This is a genomic window from Streptomyces venezuelae (genome assembly GCF_008642315.1).
GTDB lineage: Bacteria > Actinomycetota > Actinomycetes > Streptomycetales > Streptomycetaceae > Streptomyces > Streptomyces venezuelae_D.
On the sequence record NZ_CP029192.1, the window covers coordinates 7,264,184 to 7,289,785 of the forward strand.

Annotated in this window: 26 protein-coding genes; 18 read left to right on the forward strand and 8 right to left on the reverse strand. The window is 72.2% G+C overall.

The features are described 5' to 3' along the window. Window positions 1-84 precede the first annotated feature (84 nt). From DEJ48_RS32075 to DEJ48_RS32085, 3 genes are all read left to right on the forward strand, one after another. Entirely contained in the window at window positions 85-900 is an 816-nt protein-coding gene (locus DEJ48_RS32075) for a hypothetical protein (protein ID WP_223832271.1), read from the forward strand. A gap of 62 nt (window positions 901-962) precedes the next feature. Further along, complete coding sequence (gene mycP, locus DEJ48_RS32080) at window positions 963-2,105, forward strand: type VII secretion-associated serine protease mycosin (RefSeq protein WP_223832535.1); 1,143 nt, start codon at window positions 963-965, stop codon at window positions 2,103-2,105. Between the two features lie 32 nt (window positions 2,106-2,137). Then, complete coding sequence (locus tag DEJ48_RS32085; RefSeq protein ID WP_150219661.1) at window positions 2,138-2,881, forward strand: SseB family protein; 744 nt, start codon at window positions 2,138-2,140, stop codon at window positions 2,879-2,881. A gap of 8 nt (window positions 2,882-2,889) precedes the next feature. Here the strand turns inward: DEJ48_RS32085 and DEJ48_RS32090 are convergent, their stop codons facing one another. Further along, window positions 2,890-3,273, reverse strand: coding sequence for a DUF1844 domain-containing protein (locus tag DEJ48_RS32090; RefSeq protein ID WP_150219662.1), 384 nt, complete (start codon window positions 3,271-3,273; stop codon window positions 2,890-2,892). A gap of 391 nt (window positions 3,274-3,664) precedes the next feature. Between DEJ48_RS32090 and infC the strand changes: the two genes are divergently transcribed. The 10 genes from infC to DEJ48_RS32140 all read left to right on the forward strand — a co-directional run bounded on the left by infC (window position 3,665) and on the right by DEJ48_RS32140 (window position 14,670). Further along, the gene (gene infC, locus DEJ48_RS32095; protein ID WP_150221524.1) at window positions 3,665-4,327 is read left to right on the forward strand and encodes a translation initiation factor IF-3; all 663 of its coding nucleotides are present in this window, start codon (window positions 3,665-3,667) and stop codon (window positions 4,325-4,327) included. A gap of 106 nt (window positions 4,328-4,433) precedes the next feature. Beyond that, window positions 4,434-4,628 carry a 50S ribosomal protein L35 gene (rpmI, locus tag DEJ48_RS32100; RefSeq protein WP_007829094.1) on the forward strand — a complete coding sequence of 65 codons (195 nt, stop codon included), beginning with the start codon at window positions 4,434-4,436 and terminating at the stop codon, window positions 4,626-4,628. A 97-nt stretch (window positions 4,629-4,725) separates the two neighbouring features. After that, window positions 4,726-5,109 carry a 50S ribosomal protein L20 gene (gene rplT / locus DEJ48_RS32105; protein ID WP_150165812.1) on the forward strand — a complete coding sequence of 128 codons (384 nt, stop codon included), beginning with the start codon at window positions 4,726-4,728 and terminating at the stop codon, window positions 5,107-5,109. 223 nt (window positions 5,110-5,332) lie between these two features. Beyond that, window positions 5,333-6,160, forward strand: coding sequence for a TrmH family RNA methyltransferase (locus tag DEJ48_RS32110; RefSeq protein ID WP_150219663.1), 828 nt, complete (start codon window positions 5,333-5,335; stop codon window positions 6,158-6,160). An 80-nt stretch (window positions 6,161-6,240) separates the two neighbouring features. Then, window positions 6,241-7,383 carry an ATP-binding protein gene (locus DEJ48_RS32115; protein WP_150219664.1) on the forward strand — a complete coding sequence of 381 codons (1,143 nt, stop codon included), beginning with the start codon at window positions 6,241-6,243 and terminating at the stop codon, window positions 7,381-7,383. A gap of 158 nt (window positions 7,384-7,541) precedes the next feature. Next, window positions 7,542-8,672, forward strand: coding sequence for a phenylalanine--tRNA ligase subunit alpha (gene pheS, locus DEJ48_RS32120; protein ID WP_150219665.1), 1,131 nt, complete (start codon window positions 7,542-7,544; stop codon window positions 8,670-8,672). Next, entirely contained in the window at window positions 8,672-11,200 is a 2,529-nt protein-coding gene (gene pheT / locus DEJ48_RS32125) for a phenylalanine--tRNA ligase subunit beta (protein WP_150219666.1), read from the forward strand. Before pheS ends, pheT begins: the two co-directional genes overlap by 1 nt. A gap of 207 nt (window positions 11,201-11,407) precedes the next feature. Then, a complete protein-coding gene (locus DEJ48_RS32130) occupies window positions 11,408-12,469 on the forward strand; it encodes a PP2C family protein-serine/threonine phosphatase (protein WP_150219667.1) in 1,062 nt (353 codons plus the stop codon). A gap of 191 nt (window positions 12,470-12,660) precedes the next feature. Then, window positions 12,661-14,010, forward strand: a complete 1,350-nt coding sequence (locus tag DEJ48_RS32135; RefSeq protein ID WP_150219668.1) for a transcriptional regulator — start codon at window positions 12,661-12,663, stop codon at window positions 14,008-14,010. Window positions 14,011-14,127: 117 nt separating this feature from the next. Further along, complete coding sequence (locus DEJ48_RS32140; protein ID WP_150219669.1) at window positions 14,128-14,670, forward strand: NUDIX hydrolase; 543 nt, start codon at window positions 14,128-14,130, stop codon at window positions 14,668-14,670. On the opposite strand, the gene DEJ48_RS32145 is transcribed toward DEJ48_RS32140, so the two are convergent. After that, entirely contained in the window at window positions 14,671-14,928 is a 258-nt protein-coding gene (locus DEJ48_RS32145) for a hypothetical protein (RefSeq protein WP_150219670.1), read from the reverse strand. It lies immediately after the preceding gene. 226 nt (window positions 14,929-15,154) lie between these two features. After that, on the reverse strand, window positions 15,155-16,015 hold the full coding sequence (locus tag DEJ48_RS32150) for a 3-hydroxybutyryl-CoA dehydrogenase (protein WP_150219671.1): 861 nt from the start codon (window positions 16,013-16,015) through the stop codon (window positions 15,155-15,157). Between the two features lie 186 nt (window positions 16,016-16,201). On the opposite strand from DEJ48_RS32150, the gene DEJ48_RS32155 reads away from it, so the two are divergent. Beyond that, entirely contained in the window at window positions 16,202-17,437 is a 1,236-nt protein-coding gene (locus DEJ48_RS32155; RefSeq protein WP_150219672.1) for a glycoside hydrolase family 10 protein, read from the forward strand. Window positions 17,438-17,464: 27 nt separating this feature from the next. Here the strand turns inward: DEJ48_RS32155 and DEJ48_RS32160 are convergent, their stop codons facing one another. Beyond that, the gene (locus tag DEJ48_RS32160) at window positions 17,465-17,659 is read right to left on the reverse strand and encodes a DUF1918 domain-containing protein (protein ID WP_150165791.1); all 195 of its coding nucleotides are present in this window, start codon (window positions 17,657-17,659) and stop codon (window positions 17,465-17,467) included. A gap of 93 nt (window positions 17,660-17,752) precedes the next feature. Continuing rightward, the gene (locus DEJ48_RS32165; RefSeq protein ID WP_150219673.1) at window positions 17,753-18,685 is read right to left on the reverse strand and encodes a DMT family transporter; all 933 of its coding nucleotides are present in this window, start codon (window positions 18,683-18,685) and stop codon (window positions 17,753-17,755) included. On the opposite strand from DEJ48_RS32165, the gene DEJ48_RS32170 reads away from it, so the two are divergent. Continuing rightward, window positions 18,684-20,126, forward strand: a complete 1,443-nt coding sequence (locus DEJ48_RS32170; RefSeq protein WP_150219674.1) for a PLP-dependent aminotransferase family protein — start codon at window positions 18,684-18,686, stop codon at window positions 20,124-20,126. The genes DEJ48_RS32165 and DEJ48_RS32170 overlap by 2 nt on opposite strands. 10 nt (window positions 20,127-20,136) lie before the next feature. Here DEJ48_RS32170 and DEJ48_RS32175 read toward each other — a convergent pair whose 3' ends face one another. Beyond that, window positions 20,137-20,592, reverse strand: coding sequence for an SUKH-3 domain-containing protein (locus DEJ48_RS32175; RefSeq protein ID WP_150219675.1), 456 nt, complete (start codon window positions 20,590-20,592; stop codon window positions 20,137-20,139). A 63-nt stretch (window positions 20,593-20,655) separates the two neighbouring features. Between DEJ48_RS32175 and DEJ48_RS32180 the strand changes: the two genes are divergently transcribed. Further along, window positions 20,656-21,096, forward strand: a complete 441-nt coding sequence (locus DEJ48_RS32180) for a GNAT family N-acetyltransferase (protein ID WP_150219676.1) — start codon at window positions 20,656-20,658, stop codon at window positions 21,094-21,096. Here DEJ48_RS32180 and DEJ48_RS32185 read toward each other — a convergent pair. Continuing rightward, a complete protein-coding gene (locus tag DEJ48_RS32185; RefSeq protein WP_150219677.1) occupies window positions 21,044-21,544 on the reverse strand; it encodes a DUF6314 family protein in 501 nt (166 codons plus the stop codon). The genes DEJ48_RS32180 and DEJ48_RS32185 overlap by 53 nt on opposite strands. 47 nt (window positions 21,545-21,591) lie before the next feature. Next, complete coding sequence (locus DEJ48_RS32190; RefSeq protein WP_150219678.1) at window positions 21,592-22,581, reverse strand: aldo/keto reductase; 990 nt, start codon at window positions 22,579-22,581, stop codon at window positions 21,592-21,594. A gap of 197 nt (window positions 22,582-22,778) precedes the next feature. Here DEJ48_RS32190 and DEJ48_RS32195 point away from each other — a divergent pair, with 197 nt between their 5' ends. Together DEJ48_RS32195 and DEJ48_RS32200 are read left to right on the forward strand one after the other, a co-directional pair. After that, window positions 22,779-24,317, forward strand: coding sequence for an alpha/beta hydrolase (locus DEJ48_RS32195; protein WP_150219679.1), 1,539 nt, complete (start codon window positions 22,779-22,781; stop codon window positions 24,315-24,317). After that, window positions 24,314-25,522, forward strand: coding sequence for a serine hydrolase domain-containing protein (locus DEJ48_RS32200; RefSeq protein ID WP_150219680.1), 1,209 nt, complete (start codon window positions 24,314-24,316; stop codon window positions 25,520-25,522). The genes DEJ48_RS32195 and DEJ48_RS32200 overlap by 4 nt, the downstream gene beginning before the upstream one ends. Window positions 25,523-25,602: the final 80 nt, after the last annotated feature.

The following is a 25,602-nucleotide window of genomic DNA, read 5'->3' on the forward strand; positions in this document are numbered from 1 at the left end:
GAGGCGACCGCTCGGGGCACCGCCGCGCGGCGTGCCGTCGGGGCCGTCGACCTGTCGCCGGGGCCCGGCGCAGGGCGGCCCTTCGTGTCGTTCGCGCGGCCCGCGATGTACGACGACAGCACCACCCGGCTGCGCCCCATCGCCACCTGGGCGCGCCCCCGTGCCGTCGCCGCCGTGGCCTGCGTCGTGCTCGGGCTCGGCCTCATCGGCGGGGCGGCGACCGGGAGTTGGCTGACCGGCGAGTCCGTGGCGGGCGGCACCACACGCAGCGCGTACACCGTCACCGGCGCCCTCTGGCACAGTGTCCCCGTCGACCGGCTCTTCCCGCCCGAGCTCGAGGGCGAGGGCGCGGGCCCCGGCGGCGCCGACCGCTCCTGGACCCGTATCGGCGTCGCCCCGGACAGCGGCTGCGCGGACGCCTTCGACCCGCTGCTGAGCAAGGTGCTCGCACCGGTCGGCTGCCTGCGCCTGCTCCGCGCCACCTACGCGGACGCGACCCGCAGCCACGTCACCACCGTCGGCCTGCTGTTCACCAAGGCGGACGCCGACGCCATGCAGACCCTGCGGAACCGTTTCACGGAGGAGGGGCTCGACCGGCGCCCCGACCTCATGCCCCGCGCGTACGCGGCCAAGGGCACCGCCGCCGAGGGCTTCGGCGACGCACAACGGGCGTCCTGGACCATGTCCGTGCTGCCGGACGCCCCGGTCGTCGCGTACGCCGTCTCAGGATTCGCCGACGGCCGCGCCGTCACCGACCCCGAGCCCGCCACCGAGGCCATGGGCAGCAACACCACGTCGGCGCCCGCCCAGTCCGGCCTCGGCCACGAGGCGAAGGGCATCGGGGACCGCGTCGAGCGGGGCCTGCGCAAGACCATCGCGGCCGCGGAGAAGTCGTCGTGAGGGGCCCCGAGGGAGGCGGGGGAGGCAGCCGGAGCACGCGCCGCTCCGCGGTCGCGACCGGCCTGGCCGCCGCCCTGGCCCTCGTACCCTTCACCGCCACGACCGCCCACGCCGACGACGGCATCCGCGCCCAGCAGTGGGCCCTCGACGCCATGCACACCGGCCAGGCCTGGCAGACCACGAAGGGCCGGGGCATCACCGTCGCCGTCCTGGACACCGGCATAGACGCCGAGCACCCCGACCTCGCGGGCAACGTCCTCGAAGGTGAGGACATGGTCGGCTTCGGCGCGGGCCGCGGCGACCGCCCCTGGGCCAGGCACGGCACCGCCATGGCCGGCATCATCGCGGGCCACGGACACGGGGAGGGCCGCGCGGACGGCGTCCTCGGCATCGCGCCCGAGGCGAAGATCCTGCCCGTCCGCGTGATCCTGGAGGACGGCGACCCCGCCCGCAAGAAGGCCCGCAACACCCGCGGCAACGCCCTCGCCGAAGGCATCCGGTGGGCCGCGGACCACGGCGCGGACGTCATCAACCTCTCCCTCGGCGACGACTCCAAGTCCGCCCACCCCGAGCCCGAGGAGGACGCCGCCGTCCAGTACGCCCTGAAGAAAGGCGTCGCCGTCGTCGCCTCGGCGGGCAACGGCGGCGAGCGCGGCGACCACATCTCGTACCCGGCCGCCTACCCCGGCGTGATCGCCGCGACGGCCGTCGACGAGAACGGCGCCCGCGCCTCGTTCTCCACCCGCCGCTGGTACGCCACCGTCGCCGCGCCCGGCGACGACATCGTCATCGCCGACCCCGACCGCAAGTACTACGAGGGCTGGGGCACCAGCGCCGCCTCCGCCTTCGTGTCGGGCGCCGTCGCCCTGATCCGCGCCGCGCACCCCGCCCTGAAGCCCGCACAGATCAAGGAGATCCTGGAGGACACGACCCGCGACGCCCCGTCCGGCGGCCGCGACGACTCCCGGGGCTTCGGCATGATCGACCCGGCGGCCGCGCTGGACCGCGCCGGGCGGATCAAGCCGCAGGGGCAGCGCACGGCGACGTACGGCACGAAGTACTTCGGCAGGGGCCCGGACGCGACAGCGTCCGACGACGGCCCGGCGGCCTGGCTGGGGCCCGCGGCCGGCGCCCTCGGCGTCGCCCTCCTGGCCCTCGCGGTCCACCTCTGGCGCACCAGGTCCGGGGCGTCGCGGCGCGACTGAGACCACTCTGTAGGGTCGACACCGTGGTGAACATGGCGAACACGGCGAACAAGAACATTCCCGACCCCGGCTTCTCCGACGACGACGGGACCGCCGACCCCCGGCTGGCCGCCGCGCTCGCCGGCTGGGCCGAGGACCGTACGGCCCACGGGCCCGTCCTGGCAGCCCTCGCCGGAGCCCGCCTCCTCGTACCCGTCGTCGCCGTGCTCGGCGAGGTCGAGGAGGACGAGAACGGGCTGCGCCGCGAGAAGACCAGCGACATGGCCGTGCCCACCCTCAAGGCCGGCGACCGCAAGGCACTGCCCGCCTTCACCTCCATCGAGGCCCTGGCGCTGTGGGACCCGGCGGCCCGCCCCGTCGCCGTACCGCTCCACCAGGCGCTGCAGGCCGCGGCCCACGAGCGGGCCGACACCATCGTCCTCGACCTCGCGGGCCCCGTCCCCTACGAGCTGGGACGCTCCGCGCTGCTCGCCCTCGCCGAGGGCCGGGCCAGCGCCGACCCGCTCGCCGACCCCGCCGTCACCGACGCGGTCCGTGCCGCCGTCGCCGCCGAGTCCGCCGTGCTCCGCGCCCACCTCGGCCCCGGCAGCGCGGACGGCACCCTCGCCCTCGTCCTCGACCCCGCCGCCGACCGGGCGGAGGCCGCCCAGCGCGTGGCCCGGCGGATCGCCGCCGACGAAACACTGAGGGCCCGCCTGGTGCGCGGCCTCGACCTGGCACTTCTGCCGGCCGAGGCGACGCCACCGGGCGAGCCCCTCTACGTACGGACCGTCTGAACCTCGACTCAGCCGAAGACCGGGCCCGTGTACTTCTCGCCCGGGCCCTGGCCGGGCTCGTCCGGCACCACCGACGCCTCGCGGAACGCCAGCTGCAGCGACTTCAGGCCGTCGCGCAGCGGAGCCGCGTGGAACGAGCTGACCTCGGTCGCGCTCGCGTCGAGCAGGCCGGCCAGCGAGTGGATCAGCTTGCGGGCCTCGTCCAGGTCCTTGTGGCCCTCGCCGCCCTCGGCGAGACCGAGGTTCACCGCGGCGGCGCTCATCAGGTGGACCGCCACCGTGGTGATCACCTCGACCGCGGGGACGTCCGCGATGTCACGGGTCAGGGTGTCGAAGTTCGGGGAGTCGGGCCCGGGGGCCGCGGACTCGGGGGTGGGGGTCGCGTCGCTCATGCCCCACACGATATGCGGAGCCACGGACCGGCCGAGCCGCGGGAGCGGTTGCGCACAGTGGTTCGCCCCACCCCCGGGGAGCTGCTAACCTTGTGTAACGACCGGCTGGATACCCGCGTGTCAACGCAAGAATCCGGCCCACAAGTGGAGGCTCCGATCTCCCACCTGACCGCTCCCCGGAGCGGCGGGTCACCGGTCAGGCGGCCGAAGTCCCCGAGGCTTCGGGTCGCCCGATGTGCGCCCCGCGATCACTGCGGAGGTGCTCCGGTAGTACATGGAGCCCCTCAGTGATCGGTCGGGGCATTTTTTATGGCTCCGCGCGGTTGGTCCAGTTAACAGACGTAACGCGGCTGTCCGCCAGACGGTCGCGTGGTGCTACCGAGGAGGATCCATCAGCGCCGAGCCCCGCATCAACGACCGGATTCGCGTTCCCGAGGTGCGACTTGTCGGTCCCAGCGGCGAGCAGGTCGGGATTGTTCCGCTTGCCAAGGCCCTGGAGCTTGCGCAGGAGTACGACCTTGACCTGGTCGAGGTCGCGGCGAACGCCCGTCCGCCCGTGTGCAAGCTCATGGACTACGGGAAGTTCAAGTACGAGTCGGCCATGAAGGCCCGTGAAGCGCGCAAGAACCAGGCGCACACGGTCATCAAGGAGATGAAGCTCCGGCCGAAGATCGACCCGCACGACTATGACACCAAGAAGGGTCACGTCGTCCGGTTCCTCAAGCAGGGCGACAAGGTCAAGATCACGATCATGTTCCGTGGTCGCGAGCAGTCCCGCCCCGAGCTGGGCTTCCGACTGCTGCAGCGTCTCGCTTCGGACGTCGAGGACCTTGGGTTCATCGAGTCGAACCCGAAGCAGGACGGCCGAAACATGATCATGGTTCTCGGTCCGCACAAGAAGAAGACCGAGGCGATGGCCGAGGCCCGTGAGGCCCAGGCGGCCCGCAAGGCGGACGCGAAGGCCAACCCGGGCCGCTCGCAGAACTCCGCCGAGGGGGAGGAGCTCACCGAGGCTCCCGCCGAGGCCCCGGCCGAAGCTCCCGCCGAGGCCTGATCCCCGGGGCGCAGGCCCAGGGGATTGCAACTGACACATATGGCTCCCGGATGCCCGGTTTCACGACCGGGCATCGGAGTGCCACTGACGAGGAGAGAACGGCGCTATGCCGAAGAACAAGTCGCACAGCGGTGCCAGCAAGCGCTTCAAGGTCACCGGCTCCGGCAAGGTGCTCCGTGAGCGCGCCGGCAAGCGCCACCTGCTCGAGCACAAGTCGTCCCGTCTGACGCGTCGCCTCACCGGCAACGCCGAGATGGCCCCGGGCGACGCCAAGAAGATCAAGAAGCTTCTCGGCAAGTGAGCTCGGGTGCCGGACACGGCACCTGACCTCTGACCGGGACCCAATCGATACCGGGTCGTGTGAGTCCAACCACGGCCCCGCTACAAGGAGTTAACAAGTGGCACGCGTCAAGCGGGCAGTCAACGCCCACAAGAAGCGTCGGGCGATCCTCGAGCAGGCCAGCGGCTACCGCGGCCAGCGTTCGCGCCTGTACCGCAAGGCCAAGGAGCAGGTCACCCACTCCCTGGTCTACAACTACAACGACCGCAAGAAGCGCAAGGGCGACTTCCGTCAGCTGTGGATCCAGCGCATCAACGCCGCTGCCCGCGCCAACGGCATCACCTACAACCGCTTCATCCAGGGTCTGAAGGCCGCCAACATCGAGGTGGACCGCAAGATCCTCGCGGAGCTGGCCGTCAACGACGAGAACGCGTTCGCCGCGCTCGTCGAGGTTGCGCAGAAGGCGCTGCCGTCGGACGTCAACGCGCCCAAGGCAGCCTGACGCCTGCGTCTCGCCTTTGCGTGATCTCGGACCCGTGAGCCGCTTGGCTTGCGGGTCCGATTCTGTTCGGGCTCTCGTCTGCCCCGCTCTGTTGTCTGCCGTCCGCGGGTCCGCTGTGGCTGATCGCGCCCACGCGGCGGAGCCGCAAATCGATACAGCCCCGCGCCCCTGAAGGCGCCCCTGGCGGGGCGCCCCCCGCCGTTCCCCTGTCGAAGGTGAGTCCATGCCCGCCGCCCCCGAATTGATCTCCCCCAAGTCGCCCCGCGTCAGTGCCGCGCGGCGGCTGGCCAAGCGGAACTTCCGGGGGAAGGAGCGGCTGTTCCTCGCCGAGGGGCCGCAGGCCGTGCGGGAGGCCGCCGGGCACGGGCAGACGCTCGTCGAGTTGTTCGCCACCGTCGACGCCGCCGAGCGGTACGCGGACATCGTGGGGGAGGCCCGTGCCGCGGGCGCCCGTGTGCACCTCGCCGACGAGGACGTCATCGCCGACATCTCGACGACCGTCACCCCGCAGGGCCTCGTCGGCGTCTGCCGGTTCCTCGACGTGCCCTTCGAGGACGTCCTCGCCGCCCGGCCCCGGCTCGTCGCCGTCCTGTCGAACGTCCGTGACCCCGGGAACGCCGGGACCGTGCTGCGCTGCGCCGACGCCGCGGGCGCCGACGCCGTGATCCTCACGGACGCGTCCGTGGACCTGTACAACCCCAAGTCGGTGCGTGCCTCGGTCGGTTCGCACTTCCATCTGCCGGTCGCGGTGGGCGTACCCGTGGAGCAGGCCGTGCGGGGACTGAAGGGTGTGGGCGTACGGATCCTCGCCGCCGACGGGGCCGGCGAGGACGACCTCGACGCGGAACTCGACAAGGGCACCATGGGCACCCCGACCGCCTGGATCTTCGGCAACGAGGCGTGGGGGCTGCCGGAGGAGACCCGCGCACTCGCCGACGCGGTGGTGCGTGTTCCGATCCACGGCAGAGCCGAAAGCCTCAACCTTGCTACGGCCGCCGCCGTGTGCCTCTATGCGTCCGCCCGTGCACAGCGTGCCTCCAGTACTCGCTGAGGGGGTCCGCTCCGTCACATCGAGCTAGTAGTGTGACGGGCTCGGGGGCCCCGACAGGTCCGAGAGGTGGGGTACGGGGAATGAGTGTGGGCACGAGCAGAGCACCGGGGGTACAGGACCTCGTCCGTGCTCGCGCGGACCACGGCGGTCCCGGTGACCTCGGCGGCCTGGGACTCGACCCCGACGAGCTGCCCGACGGGCTCGTCGTCGCGGACGAGACGGGCCACGTCATCTGCTTCAACGCGGCGGCGGCGCGGATCACCGCCGTACCGGCCGCCGACGCACTCGGCGCGCCCCTGGAGCACGCGCTCCCCTTAGAAGACCTCGAAGGCCGCCGCTGGTGGCAGCTGACCGATCCGTACGGCGGTCTCGCCATTCGCGTAGGCCAGCCCGAGTGCAACCTGCTCCTGCCCGGCGGCCGCGAGGTCCTCGTCTCCGCCCGTTACGTACGCACCACCCGCACAGGCCCCGTCCGCCGCGTCGTCGTCTCGCTGCGCGACACCGAGGCCCGCCGCCGCACCGAGCGCAGCCACGCCGAGCTGATCGCCACGGTCGCCCACGAGCTCCGCTCGCCGCTCACCTCCGTCAAGGGCTTCACCGCGACGCTGCTCGCCAAGTGGGAGCGGTTCACCGACGACCAGAAGAAACTGATGCTGGAGACCGTCGACGCCGACGCGAACCGCGTCACCCGGCTGATCGCCGAGCTCCTCGACATCTCCCGCATCGACTCCGGACGCCTGGAGCTGCGCCGCCAGCCCGTCGACATAGGCGCGGCCGTCGGACGGCACATCCAGGCGCATGTCGCCGCCGGACAGGACGCGGACCGCTTCCTCGTCCGCGTCCAGCGGCCGCTGCCCGACTGCTGGGCGGACCCCGACAAGGTCGACCAGGTGCTCAGCAACCTGCTGGAAAATGCCGTGCGGCACGGCGAGGGAACCGTCACCATCGAGGTGGCGCCCTCCTCGTCTCCGCGCGAGCGGGGCGGCGCCGAGACGGCCGTGACCGTGAGCGACGAGGGTCCCGGCATTCCGGAGGAGTCGATGGGCCGCGTCTTCACCCGCTTCTGGCGGGGCAGCAAGCGCGGCGGGACGGGACTGGGGTTGTACATCGTGAAGGGCATCGTGGAAGTGCACGGCGGGACGATCACCGTCGGCCGCGCACCCGGCGGCGGCGCCCGGTTCCGATTTACGTTGCCCGTGGGGGCCCCGGCGTATCTCCAGTGACCCTGTCGAGGACGCCCTGAGTCGCCCGCGGGCTCATTCGTTCACCGCACCCCCGTTAGACTCGGTCGTTGGCACTTTGTGTCCCCACACCTGGGACAGCTTGTCTCCGAGTCGTTGACGGGGACCCATCCGCCAGCCAACCGGAAGCACGGGAAGAGATGTCGGCACCGAACAAGTCGTACGACCCTGTTGAGGTCGAGGCACTGAAACCTGAAGAGATCGAGCGGATGCGGGACGAGGCGCTCGCCGCCTTCGCCGCCGCGGACTCCCTCGAAGCGCTCCAGGAGGCCAAGGTCGCGCACACCGGCGGCACGTCGCCGCTGGCGCTCGCCAACCGCGAGATCGGCGCGCTGCCCCCGCAGGCCAAGGCCGAGGCGGGCAAGCGCGTCGGCATGGCGCGCGGCGCCGTGAGCAAGGCCCTGGCCGCCCGCCAGACCGAGCTCGAGGCCGAGCGCGACGCCCGCGTCCTGGTCGAGGAGGCAGTGGACGTCACGCTGCCGTACGACCGGACGGCCGCCGGCGCCCGGCACCCGCTGACCACGATGATGGAGCGCGTCGCCGACGTCTTCGTATCGATGGGCTACGAGGTCGCGGAGGGCCCCGAGGTCGAGGCGGAGTGGTTCAACTTCGACGCCCTGAACTTCACGCCCGACCACCCGGCCCGGCAGATGCAGGACACCTTCTTCGTCCAGGGGCCCGAGGGCGCCGAGGGCGACGAGAGCGGTGTCGTGCTGCGTACGCACACCTCGCCCGTGCAGGCCCGCGCGCTCCTCGAGCGCCGCGAGCCGCCGGTCTACATCGTCTGCCCCGGCCGTGTGTACCGCACGGACGAGCTCGACGCCACGCACACCCCGGTCTTCCACCAGATCGAGCTGCTCGCCGTCGACGAGGGCCTCACCATGGCCGACCTCAAGGGCACCCTCGACCACATGGTCCAGGCGCTCTTCGGACCGGACATGAAGACCCGGCTGCGGCCGAACTACTTCCCGTTCACCGAGCCGTCCGCCGAGATGGACATGGTCTGCTACGTGTGCCGCGGCGAGTCCGTCGGCAACCCGGACCGCGCCTGCCGCACCTGCGGCAGCGAGGGCTGGATCGAGCTCGGCGGCTGCGGCATGGTCAACCCCAAGGTGCTCACCGCCTGTGGTGTCGACCCCAAGAAGTACAGCGGATTCGCCTTCGGGTTCGGCATCGAGCGGATGCTGATGTTCCGCCACAACGTCGAAGACATGCGAGACATGGTCGAGGGTGACATCCGGTTCACCCGGCCGTTCGGGATGGAGATCTGATGCGGGTCCCGCTTTCCTGGCTGCGGGAGTACGTCGACCTCCCCGCCACCGAGACCGGCCGTGACGTGCAGGCCAAGCTGATCGAGGTCGGCCTCGAGGTCGAGACCGTCGAGCAGCTCGGCGCGGGCCTCAAGGGCCCGCTCGTCGTCGGCAAGGTCCTCACCATCGAGGAGCTGGAGGGCTTCAAGAAGCCCATCCGCTTCTGCACCGTCGACGTCGGCACCGCCAACGGCACCGGCGAGCCGCAGGAGATCGTCTGCGGCGCCCGGAACTTCGCCGTCGGCGACAAGGTCGTCGTGGTCCTGCCCGGCGCCGTCCTGCCCGGCGACTTCGCCATCGCCGCCCGCAAGACGTACGGCAAGACGTCCCACGGCATGATCTGCTCCGGCGACGAGCTGGGCATGGGTGACGACGGCAGCGGCGGCATCATCGTCCTGCCGCCCGAGCACGAGGCGGGCACCGACGCCATCGAGCTCCTGGAGCTCGTCGACGAGGTCCTGGACATCGCCGTCACGCCCGACCGGGGCTACGCGCTCTCGATGCGCGGCGTCGCCCGCGAGACCGCCATCGCGTACGGCCTGCCGCTGCGCGACCCGGCGCTCCTGGACGTGCCCGCGCCGAACTCCTTCGGCTACCCCGTCAAGATCGCCGACCCGATCGGCTGCGACCGCTTCACCGCGCGCACCGTCACGGGCCTGCAGCCCGAGGCGCGCTCCCCGATCTGGCTGCAGCGCCGTCTGCAGAAGGTCGGCATGCGCCCGATCTCGCTCGCCGTCGACATCACCAACTACGTGATGATGGAGCTCGGCCAGCCCCTGCACGCGTACGACCGTTCCCGCGTTCAGGGCACGATCGGCGTGCGCCGGGCCGAGCAGGGCGAGAAGTTCACCACCCTCGACGGCACCAAGCGCGTCCTGGACGCCGGTGACCTGGTCATCACCGACGACCGCGGCCCGATCGGCCTCGCGGGCGTCATGGGCGGCGCGAACACCGAGATCGCCGACTCCGCGACCGACCCGGAGACCGGGCAGGTCCGCGGCACCACCGAGGTGGTCGTCGAGGCCGCGCACTTCGACGCGATCTCCATCGCCCGCACCGCGCGCCGCCACAAGCTGGCCTCCGAGGCGTCCAAGCGCTTCGAGCGCGGCGTCGACCCGCTGGCCGCGGCCGCCGCCGCGCAGCGCACCGTCGACCTGCTCGTCCTCCTCGCGGGCGGCAGCGCCGAGGCCGGTGTCACCGAGGTCATCGCGCCGACCGCGCCGCGCACGATCACGATGCCCGCGGACCACCCGGACCGCGTCGCCGGTGTGGCCTACGGCCGCGAGACCGTCGTCCGCCGCCTCCAGGAGGTCGGCTGCGACGTCTACGGCCAGGACGACCTGACGGTCACCGTCCCGTCGTGGCGCCCCGACCTCGCCGAGCCGAACGACCTCGCCGAAGAGGTCATCCGCCTGGAGGGGTACGAGAACCTGCCCTCGACCCTGCCGAAGCCCCCCGCGGGCCGCGGCCTGACCGAGCGGCAGCGGCTGCACCGCCGCGTCGGCCGCGCGCTGGCCGGTGCGGGCTACGTCGAGTCACTGAGCTACCCCTTCATCGGGGAGGGCGTCTTCGACCAGCTGGGTCTGGAGGCGGACGACCCGAACCGCCGCGTGGTCAAGCTCGTCAACCCGCTCTCCGACGAGGAGCCCGCGCTCCGCACGACGCTGCTGCCGGGCCTGCTGTCCGCGCTGCGGCGCAACGACGGCCGCGGCTCGCACGACCTGGCGCTCTTCGAGACGGGCCTGGTCTTCCTCCCTCAGGACGAGCTGAAGATCGCCGGGCGCCTGCCCGTCGACCGTCGTCCCACCGACGAGGAGATCGCCTCCCTCACCGCGGCGCTGCCCGTCCAGCCCCGGCACGCCGCCGTCGTCCTCGCGGGCGCCCGCGAGCAGGCCGGCTGGTGGGGCAAGGGCCGCCCGGCCGACTGGGCGGACGCCGTCGAGGCGGCGCGGACCATCGCCCGTGAGGCCGGTGTCGAGCTCATCGTCGACCAGGGGCAGTACGGCCCGTGGCACCCGGGCCGCTGCGCCGAGCTGAAGGTCGTCGTAGAGGGCGAGATCGTCTCCGTCGGACATGCGGGTGAGCTGCACCCGCGCGTCGTGAAGGCGCTCGGCGTGCCCGCGCGCACCTGCGCGATGGAGCTCGACCTGGACGCCCTGGAGCTCGCCCGCGAGGGTGCGCTGCGCGCGCCGCGGATCTCCACCTTCCCCGTGGCCACGCAGGACGTCGCGCTGGTCGTCGACAAGGAGGTGCCGGCCGCCGTGGTCGAGTACTACCTCCGCGGTGGCGCCGGTGAACTCCTGGAGTCCATCCGGCTGTTCGACGTCTTCGAGGGCGAGCAGATCGGCGAGGGCAAGAAGTCCCTGGCGTACGCGCTGCGCTTCCGCGCCGCCGACCGCACGCTGACCGTCGACGAGGCCTCGGCGGCCCGCGACGCGGCGGTCGCCGCGGCGGCCGAGCGGACGGGTGCGGTGCTGCGCGGAGCGTAGTGACTGCCCGTAGGCGATAACAGGCGCACAAGGGGCGCAAAGAGGGGCTTATCCGGACCACCGGATAAGCCCCTCACTCGTTTGAGTGACTTCAATCGGCACCCTGACCCGATCGGCCCATGCGGTCGACACAATCAGTCCGGCCGTAAGGGTCGGCCTGCGCGCTGAACCGGGACGTCCGGCACAGGGCCCGGAAGGGGCATCGCCATGATCCGTCGTGTGCTCACGCTGGGCCTGCCCGCGGTATGGGGTGCCGTCGCCATCACGTACAAACTGGCCTGCCCGCTCGCCCGGGAGGAGAGCCTGGGGGCGCGGATCGTCACCAGCGCCGTCTTCTTCGCCGTCGGCACCGGGCTGATATTCCACGCCCGGCGGTCGCTGCTGCGGGAGTTGCGGCAGGTGCGCGAGGTCGCGGGCGCCGCCCAGAACGTACTCCTGCGGCCCCTGCCGCCCCGCGTCGAAGGCCTCGCTCTCGCCGCCGGGCGGCTCTCCGCGTCCCGGGGCGCCTCCGTCGGGGGCGATCTGTACGAGGTGGTGGCCACCGACCACGGAGTGCGCGTCGTGATGGGCGACGTCCGCGGCCACGGTCTCGCCGCCATCGGGACCGTCGCCGCCGTGCTCGGCAGTTTCCGCGAGGCCGCACACGACGAGCCGGAACTGCCGCTGGTGCTGCGCCGCTTGGAGCGCGCCCTCGCCCGGCACCTGCGTGAGCGCGCGCGGGCCGAACACCCGGCGTGCGGCGGCGACCCGCCCAAGACCCCGGTGTCCGAGGAGTTCGTCACCGTCCTGCTCCTGGAGATCGACAGGGACGGCGGCATCTCCGCCCTCAACTGCGGTCATCCGTGGCCCCATCTGCTCAGCGGTACCGCGCGTCCTCTCACGGACAGCGATCCGCTGCCGCCGCTCGGAGTCTTCCCGCTCCCCGCCGACCTGCCGGTGCTCGGCTGCGGACGGCTGCTGCCCGGCGAGGCGCTCGCCCTGCACACGGACGGCATGGAGGACGCCCGCGACGCCGCGGGCACCTTCTTCCCGCTGCGGGCGGCGCTGACCGACGCGGCCCGCGTCCCACCGGTCTCCCCGCAGGGCGTCATCCGCGCGCTCTACGCCCAACTCCTGCGCCACACCGGCCGGTTGCCGACCGATGACGCGGCGCTGCTCGTGCTGCGCAACGACCGCACGAGAGTCCCTCCGCAGCAACGGGAGGCGGCATGCGCCGCCCGCCCCGCCATGGAGTTGTCGGGCAGACGGCGGGACGAACGGCGCCGATGAGGGCCACCGCACTGTAAGAGGGGGGAGCTCGGTGGCCCGGCCGGCCTCCTTAACTGATGAGGCATCTCAGTCAAGCGATTCCACACACCGTGCGGCAGAGCGCACACCCCCCGGATCCGGGCACTCCGTTCACACCCCGTGTGAAGGGGCCTCCATTAGTCTGAGCAGCACTGAGCCACCGGAGGGCATCCATGCAGCCCAACACCCTGCTCGACGCGATCCTCGACGAGGCCGGCATCTCCCACGCGGGACTCGCCGCACATGTGAACCAGGCCGGAAGGGCCAGAGGACTCGCGCTCCGCTACGAACACACGGCCGTGTCACGCTGGTTGAAAGGCCAGCGGCCGCGCGGCCAGGTGCCGGACCTGATCTGCGAAGTGCTCGCCGCCCGCCTGCACCGCCCCGTCACCCTGGACGACATCGGCCTCGGCCTGCCCGGCGTCCCCGCCGCCCGCTCCGGAACGGCCGCGTCCACCCTCTCCGGCTTCGTGGAACGGGCCACCGCGCTGTGGCGCTCGGACGAACAGCAGCGCCCGCACCTGCTCGGGGCGCCCGCCGTCACCGGAACGCCCGCCGTGATGCCCGTCTGGGAGTGGGAGAACCCGCCCGAGGACGTCGACGTGTCACGCGGCGGACGGCACCCGGTGAGCACCGCCGACATCGAGATGATGCGCGCCGCCCGCGCCCACTACGAGCAGATGTACCGCAAGACCGGCGGTATCGCGACGCGCTCCCGCATCGTCGGCTTCCTCAACGCCGAGGCCGCGCCCCTGCTGCGCGGCAGCTACACCGACGAGATGGGCCGCCAACTGCACCGCTCCACGGGTGGGTTGGTCGCCATCGCGGGGATCTGTGCCTACGACTCCGACGCGCACGGCCTGGCCCAGCGCTACTTCCACCAGGCATTGCGCCTCTCCAAGGCCAGTGGCGACACCGGGCTCGGCGCGTATGTGATCGCGCTCCTCGTCAACCAGTCGCTGTTCATGCGCGAGTACCGCCAGGCGGTGGCGTTCGCCGAGGCGGCGCTGCGGGCCGCCGGGCGCGACCTCACCCCCGCCCTCGCCTCCGACCTGTACGCGATGCAGGCCAAGGCGTACGCGCACCTGGGCGACGGCAGGAGCGCGCTGTCCTGCATCCGGCGTGCGGAGGCGGCGGCCGATCGGATCCTGCGCGGTCGCGAGCCGGACGAGACGGGCTATGTCCAGCCCGGCCTGGTCAACGTGCAAGTGGCGGAGGCGCTGCTGAGTCTGGGTGATCTCGCCAGCGCCCGTGAGCACGCCGCGGCGGCCGTGGACACTCCGGCGCACGACCGCGGGCGGGTGCACCGTCTCGCCATGCTCAGCCAGATCGAGCTGCGCCAGGGCAACACCGACGAGGCGGTGGTCACGGCGGTGGAAATGGCAGAACAGGCCCGCGGAATGGAGTCCCAGCGGCTGCGCGACCGGCTGCGCGCGGTCCGCGAGCATCTGGTCCGCAGTGACTGCGCGGGCACGGCCGAGGCGGCCGAGCTCATCGCAGGGGCGCTACGCGTCCCCCTGTAACGCATAGCGCCCCCGGTCCACGATCGTGTGCACTCACCGTTCCGAGGTGCACACACGCTGCTCATGAACTTTGTCTGCTGCGATATTGCCATCTAATCGTCGGAAGGTGGCAGAACCGTGCAGTGGACGAAACAGAGCGAACAAACTGTGTATGGAAACAGGTGGTTCACGGTCAATCTCGCGGATGTCGAGCTGCCCGACGGCCGGCATCTGGACCACTTCCTCATACGGCTGCGGCCCGTCGCCGTGGCCACCGTCGTCAACGACGCCAACGAAGTGCTCCTGCTGTGGCGGCACCGCTTCATCACCGACAGCTGGGGCTGGGAACTCGCGGCAGGCGTCGTCGAGGACGGCGAGGACATCGCGTACGCGGCGGCACGCGAAATGGAGGAGGAGACCGGCTGGCGACCGGGCCCGCTGCGGCACCTCATGAGCGTCGAGCCGTCCAACGGGCTCACTGACGCCAGGCACCACATCTACTGGTCCGACGAAGGGACGTACATCGGTCATCCCGAGGACGACTTCGAGTCGGACCGCCGTGAGTGGGTCCCGCTCAAACTGGTTCCCGACATGGTGACCCGCGGGGAGGTCCCGGCCGCCAACATGGCCGCGGCGCTCCTCCTCCTGCACCATCTGCGCCTCGGCCAGGACGCGCGCTAGCTAATGGCCGAGCGCCTGCCAGACCGACACCGCGATTGCCGCGACCGCCGCGAGCGCGACGATCGTGGGCAGGGGCCAGCGTGTGTTCTCCAGCGCGGCGACCCGGGCCTCCATGGACTCCACGTTCTTGGCGGTCTGTTCGTCGTGCTGACTGAGCAACGCCAGCCGTCCGTCGACGCGGGCAAGGCCCACCTCCAGGCTACGGCGTAACTCAGCGGATTCTTCCGGGACCACGGCACTCTCGCCGTCGATGGTCACGACTCCACTCCTCTCTGTAGTGGCGCGTCCCCCCTTCATCCCGACAGAAAGTGAACTCGCGTGGTGGACAGGGCGGGAGAGTGTGCGATGGGCATATGCGAGCCCGCCGCGCACACCCTGTGTGAACGCCGCGGGCCCGGCACTCGAAGGAGTGCCGGGCCCGTCGGGTACGGAGCGTGTTCGTGCGGGGAGTGATCCCCGCGTACGCCGCATGGCGTACGGGGCGTCAGGCGTACGTGTAGAACCCCGAGCCGGACTTCCGGCCGAGACGGCCGGCGTCCACCATCCGCTGGAGCAGCGGGGGAGCGGCGTACAGCGGCTCCTTGTACTCGGCGTACATGGAGTCGGCGACCGAGGCGACCGTGTCCAGGCCGATCAGGTCGGCGAGCTTGAGCGGGCCCATCGGGTGGGCGCAGCCCATCTCCATGCCGTTGTCGATGTCCTCGCGGCTCGCGATGCCCGACTCGAACATCCGGATGGCGGAGAGCAGGTACGGGATGAGCAGGGCGTTCACCACGAAGCCCGAGCGGTCCTGGGCGCGGATCGCGTGCTTGCCGAGGATCTTCTCGACCACGGCCTGCGCACGGCTGATCGTGCCCTCGGACGTGGTCAGCGCGGGGATGAGCTCGACGAGCTGCTGCACCGGCGCCGGGTTGAAGAAGTGGATGCCGATGACCTGGTCGGGACGCGAGGTCGCGACGGCCAGCTTCACCAGCGGGATGGAGGAGGTGTTGGAGGCGAGGATCGCGTCCTGCCGGGTCACCACCTGGTCGAGCACCTGGAAGATCTCGGTCTTGACCTGCTCGTTCTCGACGACGGCCTCGATGACCAGGTCACGGTCGGAGAACTCGCCGAGGTCGGTGGTGAAGCTCAGGCGGGCCAGGGTCGCGTCGCGCTCCTCCTCGGAGATCTTGCCGCGCTCGGCCGCCTTGGAGAGGGAGTTGTACAGCCGCGTACGGCCGATCTCCAGGGCTTCACCGGTGGTCTCCGCGACCTTCACGTCCAGTCCGGAGCGGGCGCAGACCTCTGCGATTCCGGCGCCCATCTGGCCACAGCCCACCACTCCGACGCGTGCGATATCGGTCATGGAGTCGGTCACCTCGTGCCTTTCGCTGATCAACGGGGCCGGCAGGACCCCCCCGTAAATGGATTCGGTGCCTGCCTCGGCCGTGAACGTTACTCCGCAATGAGGGCGCCATGACGGGCCGGGTCGGGCATGCTGTGCCCCACCGGCAAGGGGTGTCGGTGCACAGCGAGCTCAGGGGGCATGCAGATGAGGCGTATGTCACGTCGGGGTTTCTCCTTGGTGGCCGCCGCGACGGTGGCGGGCCTGGCGACGACGGGGGACGCGGTCGCCGCGTCCGGCCGGCGTCCGAAGGACGGCCGCGAACTGCGCGGCATGTGGCTGGCGAGCGTCGTGAACCGTGACTGGCCGTCCAAGCCGGGTCTGCCGGCGGCCCAGCAGCGCAGCGAGTTGCTGGCCTTCCTGGACTCGGCCGTGAACCGCAGACTCAACGCGGTGGTCTTCCAGGTGCGCCCCACCGCGGACGCCCTGTGGCCATCGCCCTACGAGCCGTGGTCGGAGTACCTGACCGGCGTCCAGGGCAAGGACCCGGGCTGGGACCCGCTGGGCACGGCCGTCCACGAGGCGCACCGCAGGGGCCTGGAGCTGCACGCGTGGTTCAACCCGTTCCGGATCGCCAACCACACGGACCCGTCCCGCCTGGTGGCCACGCACCCCGCGCGGGTGCACCCCGACTGGGTCGTGCCGTACGGGGGGAAGCTGTACTACAACCCGGGGCTGCCCGCGGTGCGGCGCTTCGTGCAGGACGCGATGCTCGACGCCGTGCGCCGCTATCCGATCGACGCGGTGCACTGGGACGACTACTTCTACCCGTATCCCGTCGCGGGGCAGGTCTTCGACGACGACGACGCGTTCGAGCGGTACGGCGCCGGTTTCCCCGACCGGGCCTCGTGGCGGCGGGACAACATCGACCGGCTCGTGCGCGAGATGGCCCGCCGGGTGAAGAAGGCGCGGGGAAGGACGCAGTTCGGGATCAGCCCGTTCGCGGTCTGGCGCAACATCGCCACCGACCCGACGGGCTCGGACACCCGAGCGGGCGTGCAGACCTACGACGACCTGTACGCGGACACCCGCGGCTGGGTGAAGAAGGGCTGGATCGACTACATCGTCCCGCAGGTGTACTGGAACATCGGCTTCCCCGCCGCGGACTACGCGAAGCTCATCCCGTGGTGGAGCGACGTCGTGCGCGGCACGGGCGTGAACCTTTACATCGGCGAGGCCCTGTACAAGGCGGGCGACCCGGCGCAGCCGGCGGCCTGGCAGGACCCGGCGGAGCTGTCCAAGCACCTCACGTACGCCGAGGGCTTCCGCGAGGTGCGCGGGCACGTCTACTTCTCGGCGAAGGAGGTCGGCGTGGACAAGATCGGCGCGATGGCGCGGGTGGTCGCCGACCACTACCGGAAGCCGGCGAAGCCGCCGCGCTGATCCCCGTGACCCGCTGATCCTCGTGGGTCAGGAAGCCGGGTCCTGATGCCGTACGACGGTGTCGGGGCCCGGCGACATCACGGTCTCGTGGCCGTCCTCGAAGCGGACGCGGTACGGCGGACCGCCGTTCGCCCCCAGCACCTCGACGACCTGCGCGATCCGGTCGTGCTGCCCGACGATCCTGCCGTGCACCACCAGCTCGTCGCCTACGGTTGCACGCATCTGGAGTGCCCCCTCGTCCCGCTGCGGTCGCGATCTGTGGCCGCAAGTGTACGACGAGTGGCGGGAGTTGGGACCTCTCGGGCGGGCAGCCCGTCAGCCGCGGGCCCGTTGGGTGACCGCGATGCAGACGAGGACCGCGGCCGCCGTGAGGGGTGCGGCGACGGGGAGGTGTTCGCCGAGCAGGAACACGGACCACACCAGTGTCAGGAGCGGCTGGGCGAGCTGGAGCTGGCTGGCCTTGGGGACGCCGATCGCCGCCATGCCCCGGTACCAGACGACCAGGCCGAGGAACTGCGAGCCGAGCGCCGCGTAGAGCAGGCCCGCCGTGCTGTGCCCGGTGAGGTGGAAGGACTCGTGGGGCAGGGCCAGCGCCGCGCCCGCGATGTTGAGCGGCAGGCAGAGGATCAGGGCCCAGCCGATGACCTGCCAGCCGGGCATCTCGCGGGCCAGGCGGCCGCCCTCGGTGTAGCCGGCCGCGCAGATCAGCAGCGCGCCGAAGAGGTAGAGGTCGGCGGTGGACAGGGCGCCGCCGCTCTGCTGCACGGTGAATCCGATGACGGCCGCGGCCCCGGCGAGCGCCGCTGCCCAGAACGTGCGTGACGGGCGGGCGCCGGTGCGCACCGCCGAGAACACGGCGGTCGTGAGCGGCAGCAGACCGACGACCACGGCCGCGTGCGCGGTGGTGGAGGTCTGCAGGGCGAGCGTGGTGAGCAGTGGGAAGCCGACGACGACACCGGCGCCGACGACCGCGAGCCCCGCCCAGTGGCGGCGGTCGGGGACCGCGACGCGCAGGACGAGCAGACAGCTGCCCGCGACGAGCGCGCTCAGCACCCCGCGCAGGGTCACGAAGCTCCACGGGCCGATGCCTTCGAGGCCCCACGCGGTGGAGGGGAAGGTGAGGGAGAAGGCGATGACGCCCAGGGCGGCCATCAGGGTGCCGGTGGGGGCCGGGGGGACTGTGGAGGCCGTGGAGGCCGTGGGGACCGCTATCCGGGTCGGGCGAGTAGCGCTATCCTGTGCTGTCATGCATGACAGTAGCAGTGTGGGCGATCTGGCGAAACGACTGCGGGACGAGCTGGACCGCTACTCACCGGGTGGAAAGCTGCCGTCCAGCCGGGCGATCGTGGAGCGGTTCAGGGTGAGCCCCGTGACCGTGTCCCGCGCCCTCGCGCAGCTCGCCGCCGAAGGACTCGTCGTCACCCGCCCCGGCGCGGGCGTCTTCCGCGCCGAGCCGACGGCGCCCGCCGCCCCCGCCGGGGACACCTCGTGGCAGGAGGTGTCGCTGAGCGCCGACGCCGCGACGGAGCTCGTGCCGCGCTCGGTCGACGCGAGCGGGGTCCTGGCGACGCTCGCCGCCCCGCCGCCCGGCGTCATCGAGTTCAACGGCGGCTATCTCGACCCCGCACTGCAGCCGGGACAGGCCATGGCGGCGGCGCTCGCCCGCGCGGGACGACGGCCCGGCGCGTGGGGGCGGCCGCCCGTCGACGGCCTGCCCGAGCTGCGCGAATGGTTCGCGCGGGGAATCGGCGGGGCCATCACGGCCGCCGAGGTGCTCATCACGGCCGGCGGCCAGAGCGCGCTCACGACCGCGCTGCGGGCGCTCGCCCCGCCCGGGGCGCCGGTCCTCGTCGAGTCCCCGACGTACCCGGGCATGCTCGCCATCGCGCGGGCGGCGGGACTGCGGCCCGTGCCCGTGCCCGTCGACACGGACGGAGTGCGGCCCCACCTCCTGGCGGCCGCCTTCCGCGCGACCGGCGCCCGCGTCTTCGTCTGCCAGCCGCTGTTCCAGAACCCGACCGGCGCGGTGCTCGCCGCCGAGCGCCGCCCCGAGGTCCTGCGGATCGCCCGCGAGGCGGGCGCCTTCGTCGTCGAGGACGACTTCGTGCGCCGCCTCGTCCACGAGGACGCGGGACCGCTGCCGCGCCCGCTCTCGTCCGACGACCCGGACGGCGTCGTCGTCCACGTCTGCTCGCTCACCAAGGCCACCTCGCCGAGCTTCCGCGTCAGCGCGCTCGCCGCCCGCGGCCCGGTCCTGGAACGGCTGCGCGCCATCCAGGTCGTCGACCACTTCTTCGTGCCGCGCCCCCTCCAGGAGGCGGCGCTCGAACTCGTCGGTTCACCGGCCTGGCCGCGCCATCTGCGGGCGGTGGCAGGCGAGTTGAAGGAGCGCAGGGACGCCATGTCGGCGGCGCTGCGGCTGCGGCTGCCCGAGCTGACGGTGGAGCACATCCCGGCGGGCGGCTACCACCTGTGGGTGCGGCTGCCCGACGGCGCCGACGAGGCCGCGTTCGCCTCCGCGGCGCTGCGGGCGGGCGTGGCGGTGGCGCCGGGCCGCCCCTACTTCGCGGCCGAACCCCCCGCCGGACACGTCCGGTTGAGCTTCGCCGCGGTGCCGGGGGTGGGGGAGATCACGGAGGGGGTACGCCGCTTGCGGACGGCCTGCGACGAGGTCCTGAACCTCCGCTGACCGCCCGCTTTCACCGGATCCCCTCGATGAGTTTCTCCAACGCCACGTCGGCGGTCTCGGCGAGCAGGGTGACGCTGTCCATACCGGCGTAGACCTTGCCGTCCGGCGCGATCCCCAGGTAGGTGCTGCGGCGATCGGCCTCGCCGACGGGATACGGATACGCCCCGGCTTCCTCGCTGAGCACGTCGAAGATCTCGTCGTCCCATTCGGCGGCGAGCGGGTCGAGCCGGAAGCCCGTGCGGGCCATCGTCCGCCCGGGGCCCCGCTCCTCGCTCGCCAGCCCGCCGAACTCGGCGAGGAAGCGCCGTGCCGCCTCATGCATCGCGAAGCCGCCGCGCTCGTGCAGGACGCGTTCCCACTCGGCCGTCGGCACGGACCGCCCGGGATGCCAGCCGGCCGCCCGCAGCACGCGGTCGGTCTCCTCGGACCGACACCCGCCGGGCAGCGCCTCCGAGATCCCCGCCATCTGACCGTCCACCTGGTGATATACGGTCGACGCCGCGGCGTCGCGGCTGCCAGGCTCGGCCGTATGAACGAAAGCGCCACGCTACCCGACGGGTACGAGATATCCGCCGACGTCGCTCGTATCGACGTCGCCCGCGTGCACCACTGGCTCTCCACCGACGCGTACTGGGCCATCGGACGTCCCCGGGACAAGCACGACACGGCGATGTCCGGGTCGCTCAACTTCGGGGTGTACGACGAGGCTTCGGGAGAGCAGGTCGCGTACGCGCGCGTGGTGACCGATCGTGCCACGTTCGCCTACCTCTGCGACGTGTACGTCTCGCCGGAGGCGCGCGGCAAGGGTATCGGCGTCGCGCTCGTCACCGAGGTCTGCGCGCACCTGGAGCCGTTCGGGCTGCGCAGGACGCTGCTCGCCACGGGTGACGCGCACGGCGTCTACGAGAAGGTCGGCTTCACGGCCCTTCCGGCGCCCGAGGAGTGGATGGTGCGCGTCGGTACTCCGTGACGAGCAGGAGGTCCTTCGCGGGGCCGCCCACCCGCCACCGGCTGCGCCAGCGGTCCGCGTCGACCACTTCGAACGCGCCGCGGTAGAGGTCGGCCGAGCACGGGTGGTCCGTCGTCCAGCGGCCCGTGCGCAGGTCGAGGTCGTGGAAGAAGCGGCCGTCGGCGAACTCCACGCGCGCCGTGCCCGGCCCGTCGCCGGGCAGGAAGCGGAGCGTGCGCTCGGCGGGGCGCGCCACACCGTGCCAGGTGAACGTGCCGGACTCGTGGTGCAGGAGGCCGCCGGTGTCCGGGGCGGGCAGCGGCGCGAAACGCGTCGTACCGGTGAAGCGGCCCTCGGAGCCGTCCGCGAGGTCACGGACCGTGCGCTCGACGTGCCACTCGCCCGCGAGGTGGGCGAGCACGTCGGGGACGGGGCGGAACGTGAGGTCCGACGGCGGTGGCGCGGTCATACGTGCAGGCTACTTGCCTCCGTGTCCGCCTGTTCGGGATGCCTTGTCTACTTGTCGACGACGGCCAGGCTGCGCTCGTCGTACCTGGTGCCCGCCACGCGGCCCGTGGGCGCGGCCGCGTCGATCGCGGCCAGCTCGTCGGCGGACAGCTCGATCGCGACCGCGCCGAGGTTCTCCTCCAGGTACTTCTCGCGGCGCGTGCCGGGGATGGGCACGACGTCGGCGCCCCGGTGCTGCACCCAGGCGAGCGCGAGCTGCCCCGCGGTGACACCCTTCTCGGCGGCCAGCGTGTCCAGGGTCTCCACGATGGACAGGTTCTGCTCCAGGTTGCCGGCCGCGAAGCGGGGCTGGGTGCGGCGCACGTCGTCCTGCGGGAGCCCGTCGACCGAGGTGTAGCGGCCGGTGAGGAAGCCCCGCCCGAGCGGCGAGAACGGTACGAGGCCGATGCCGAGCTCGCGGCAGACCGGCGCGATCTGCGCCTCCAGGTCCCTGGTCCACAGTGACCACTCGCTCTGGAGCGCCGCGATGGGGTGCACGGCGTGCGCCCGCCGCAGGGTCCGCGCGCCCGCCTCGGAGAGCCCGAGGTGCCGCACCTTGCCCGCCGCGACGAGCTCGGCCATCGCGCCGACGGTCTCCTCGATCGGCACGGTCGTGTCCACGCGGTGCTGGTAGTACAGGTCGATGTGGTCGACGCCGAGGCGGCGCAGCGACGCGTCGCAGGCCTGCCGTACGTACGCCGCGTCGCCGCGGATGAGCGTGGGCTCGCCGAGCCGGTTGGCGAAGCCGAACTTCGTCGCCACGACGGCCTGTTCGCGCCGGGGTCCCGCGAGGGCGCGGCCGATGAGCTCCTCGTTGTGGCCGCTGCCGTAGAAGTCGGAGGTGTCGAGCAGGGTGACGCCGAGGTCGAGGGCGCGGTGGATCGTCGCGACGGACTGCGCGTCGTCCGACGCGCCGTAGCCGTGGCTCATCCCCATGCAACCGAGGCCCTGCGCCGAGACGGTCAGCGCGCCGAGGCGGCGGGTGGGAAGGCTGGTCATGGTGGTACCTCCTGGATGTGCCTGGTGACCCGGTGATCGCCGACGACAGTAGGAGTTGGAGCGGACTCCAGGTCAAGGCGAGGGGCGTACGGGGGACCGGGGGATTTCCCCCGGGTGGTCCGGCCCGGTAGCCCGATGGTCCGGCGGCGCGCGCGTTCCTAACGTGGTGATCACTTCCCACCGAACCAAGGAGCACGATGCGCGTCGTGTCAGCAGTCACCGCGGGCCTGGGCCTCGTCGGGTTGCTCGCGGGCCCGGGGGCGGCCGCGGACCTTTCCGGGTCCGCCTCGCCCAAGGCCCCCCGGCAGACGATCAGTTGGGGTCCCTGCTCCCAGGGCCAGCAGGAGCTGAACGAGGCGGGTGCGGAGTGCGCGAAGGTGGCCGTGCCCCTCGACCACGCGGACCCCCGCGGCCGCACGATCGACATCGCCGTCTCCCGTATCCGGGCGAAGTCGCCGGGGGAGCGGCGCGGCATCCTGCTCTCCAACCCCGGCGGCCCGGGCGGCACGGGGCTCGCCAACAGCCTCGCCCTGCGCCCCGCGTTGAAGGATGTTGCCGACCGGTACGACCTCATCGGCTTCGACCCGCGCTTCCTCGGCGAGAGCACCCCCGTCACCTGCGGCAAGGCCCCCGAGCCCACGCCGCCCGCCCCGAACACCACCCCGCGCCGTGACTTCGAGGACTCGGTGCGGTCGGCGCGCGACACCGCGCGCAGGTGCCAGGAGCACGGCGACAACGCCGAGTTGCTCCCGCACGCCTCGACCCGGAACGTCGCCCGCGACATGGACGCCATCCGCGCGGCGCTCGGCGAGCGGAAGCTGTCGTACTACGGCATCTCGTACGGCGCCGACCTGGGCGCCGTCTACACCCAGCTCTTCCCGCGGCGGAGCGACCGGATCGTCCTGGACTCCTCCACCGATCCGGCGGCCACGCAGTACGAACTGTTCCAGCGGTCGGGCGCGCCCGCGGAGGCGGCGCTCGACGGGCTCGGCGGTCATGTGCGCTCCGACGTCCTGAAGCTCCTTGCGCGGGCCGAGCGGCACCCCATCCCGGTCGAGGACGTCCGCCTCAACGCACCGCTGCTGCGGCTCCTCCTCAAGCAGCTCGTGCAGCACGAGGAGTACGACCCGCAACTCGTCAGCGTCGTCGACGACTTGAAGAAGGCCGCCGCGGGCGAGGAGTTCGAGCCGGGGCCCGCGCTGAGCGGACTCCTCGACCTCCTCTCGTCGCCCGAGCTGGCGGACAGCATGGCGGGCGGCGCGATCTTCATGTGCGGCGACGGGGGCTGGCCGGCGGGCGGCTGGCCGAAGGACGCGGCCACGTACTGGAAGAACATGCAGCGCAGCCGCGCCACGCAGCCGGTCTTCGGGCCGTACGTCAACGGAATGATCGCTCCTTGCGCGTTCTGGGGGACCGAGCCCCGCGAGCCCGGCACGAGGATCCGCAACGACGTGCCCGTCCTGTTGCTCCAGGCCAGGTACGACAACAACGTCCCGTACGAGGGTGCTCTCGCCCTGCACGAAAAGCTCAAGGGATCCCGCCTCGTCACGGCGGACATCCGCTCGCACGGCGTCTACGGACGCGGCAGCGGCGGGCTCACCCCGGTGCCGTGCGCCGACGACGCCGTGAACACGTACCTGCGCGACGGCGAGCTGCCCACGGCGGACGTCACCTGCGCGAAGCCGAACCTGAAGACGGCCTCCAAGACGGCCCCCAAGACGGAGAAGACCCGATGACCGACATCAGCAGGCGCACGGGCCTCACGGCGGCCGCGGCGGCACTTCTCGCGGGGACGGCGGGCGTCCCGGCGTCGGCCGCCGCCCCGCGTACCCCGAACGGCCCGCGTGGACGAGCCCTCCAGCGCGGCGTCGACGCCATCCGCGCCACCGGGGCGAGCGGCGTCCTCGCCGAGGTGCAGGACGCACGCGGCCGCACCACCGCACGGGCAGGAGTCAGCGACCTCGACGCCCCGGCGAAGGGCCCGGTGCCGTGGGGCGCGTACTACCGCATCGGCAGCGACACCAAGACGTACACGGCGACCGTCGTCCTCCAGCTCGTCCAAGAGGGACGGCTGAAGCTGACCGACACCGTGGAGCGCTGGCTGCCCGGCGCGATCCGCGCGCACGGCAACGACGGGCGCCGGATCACCGTCACCAATTTGCTGCGCCAGACGAGCGGCCTCAACGAATACATCACGGCGGAGAGCGGTGACTTCACCCCCGACGCGTACCGGCGCAACCGCTTCCGTCCGCAGTCCCCGCAGGAACAGCTGGCGGTGGCCCTCGCCAAGCCCCCGCAGTGGCTGCCCGACGCCGACGACCCGGCGGAGGAGCGGCGCTGGGGATACTCCAACACCAACTACGTCGTCGCCGGGATGCTCGTCGAGGCGGTCACCGGGCACCCCTGGGCCCAGGAGGTCCACGAGCGCATCATCGAACCGCTCGGCCTGCGCCACACGCTCATCCCCGGGACCTCGTCGTACGTGCCGCGCCCGACGGCGACGGGCTACACCTACTTCCCGGAGGAGACGCGCCCCACCGAGACCACGCTCGGCTTCGGCGGAGGAGCGGACGGCTGCCTCATCTCGACGACACACGACCACGGCATCTTCCTGCGGGCGCTCCTGGGCGGCCGACTGCTGCGCCCGGCACAGCTGGCGGCGATGAAGTCGACGGTGCCGGTGAGCGACTGGATCCCGGCCGACGGCGTCCGCTACGGCCTCGGCATCGCCTCCCGCCCCCTCGCCGGCCGCGAGGACGGCCTCTGGTTCCACGGCGGCACGAGCCTCGGCTACGTGAGCGAGGGAGGCGTGACCCCGGACGGCACGACGGCGGTCACCGCCGCGGCGTTCACCCTGCGCCTCGACAGCGAGGAGACCCACCTCCGCCAGGCGCGGGCGGCGCTTCGGATGGTGGAGGAGGTGTTGGGCGCGAAGAGGTGAGGAGGGCGCCGGGGGGACGCGGGGGTGAGCGGGGCCGGGCGGCACGCGGGACGCGGGACGCCCCGCCAACGCCCTACGCC

What these genes read in the sequence shown, in the direction of transcription:
- DEJ48_RS32085 (WP_150219661.1), top strand. Translation starts at nt 2,138, where the DNA reads ATGGCGAACACGGCGAACAAGAACATTCCCGACCCCGGCTTCTCCGAC.
- DEJ48_RS32090 (WP_150219662.1), bottom strand. Translation starts at nt 3,273, where the DNA reads ATGAGCGACGCGACCCCCACCCCCGAGTCCGCGGCCCCCGGGCCCGAC.
- rpmI (WP_007829094.1), top strand. Translation starts at nt 4,434, where the DNA reads ATGCCGAAGAACAAGTCGCACAGCGGTGCCAGCAAGCGCTTCAAGGTC.
- DEJ48_RS32110 (WP_150219663.1), top strand. Translation starts at nt 5,333, where the DNA reads ATGCCCGCCGCCCCCGAATTGATCTCCCCCAAGTCGCCCCGCGTCAGT.
- DEJ48_RS32115 (WP_150219664.1), top strand. Translation starts at nt 6,241, where the DNA reads ATGAGTGTGGGCACGAGCAGAGCACCGGGGGTACAGGACCTCGTCCGT.
- pheS (WP_150219665.1), top strand. Translation starts at nt 7,542, where the DNA reads ATGTCGGCACCGAACAAGTCGTACGACCCTGTTGAGGTCGAGGCACTG.
- pheT (WP_150219666.1), top strand. Translation starts at nt 8,672, where the DNA reads ATGCGGGTCCCGCTTTCCTGGCTGCGGGAGTACGTCGACCTCCCCGCC.
- DEJ48_RS32130 (WP_150219667.1), top strand. Translation starts at nt 11,408, where the DNA reads ATGATCCGTCGTGTGCTCACGCTGGGCCTGCCCGCGGTATGGGGTGCC.
- DEJ48_RS32135 (WP_150219668.1), top strand. Translation starts at nt 12,661, where the DNA reads ATGCAGCCCAACACCCTGCTCGACGCGATCCTCGACGAGGCCGGCATC.
- DEJ48_RS32150 (WP_150219671.1), bottom strand. Translation starts at nt 16,015, where the DNA reads ATGACCGATATCGCACGCGTCGGAGTGGTGGGCTGTGGCCAGATGGGC.
- DEJ48_RS32155 (WP_150219672.1), top strand. Translation starts at nt 16,202, where the DNA reads ATGAGGCGTATGTCACGTCGGGGTTTCTCCTTGGTGGCCGCCGCGACG.
- DEJ48_RS32160 (WP_150165791.1), bottom strand. Translation starts at nt 17,659, where the DNA reads ATGCGTGCAACCGTAGGCGACGAGCTGGTGGTGCACGGCAGGATCGTC.
- DEJ48_RS32170 (WP_150219674.1), top strand. Translation starts at nt 18,684, where the DNA reads ATGCATGACAGTAGCAGTGTGGGCGATCTGGCGAAACGACTGCGGGAC.
- DEJ48_RS32165 (WP_150219673.1), bottom strand. Translation starts at nt 18,685, where the DNA reads ATGACAGCACAGGATAGCGCTACTCGCCCGACCCGGATAGCGGTCCCC.
- DEJ48_RS32175 (WP_150219675.1), bottom strand. Translation starts at nt 20,592, where the DNA reads ATGGCGGGGATCTCGGAGGCGCTGCCCGGCGGGTGTCGGTCCGAGGAG.
- DEJ48_RS32180 (WP_150219676.1), top strand. Translation starts at nt 20,656, where the DNA reads ATGAACGAAAGCGCCACGCTACCCGACGGGTACGAGATATCCGCCGAC.
- DEJ48_RS32185 (WP_150219677.1), bottom strand. Translation starts at nt 21,544, where the DNA reads ATGACCGCGCCACCGCCGTCGGACCTCACGTTCCGCCCCGTCCCCGAC.
- DEJ48_RS32190 (WP_150219678.1), bottom strand. Translation starts at nt 22,581, where the DNA reads ATGACCAGCCTTCCCACCCGCCGCCTCGGCGCGCTGACCGTCTCGGCG.
- DEJ48_RS32195 (WP_150219679.1), top strand. Translation starts at nt 22,779, where the DNA reads ATGCGCGTCGTGTCAGCAGTCACCGCGGGCCTGGGCCTCGTCGGGTTG.
- DEJ48_RS32200 (WP_150219680.1), top strand. Translation starts at nt 24,314, where the DNA reads ATGACCGACATCAGCAGGCGCACGGGCCTCACGGCGGCCGCGGCGGCA.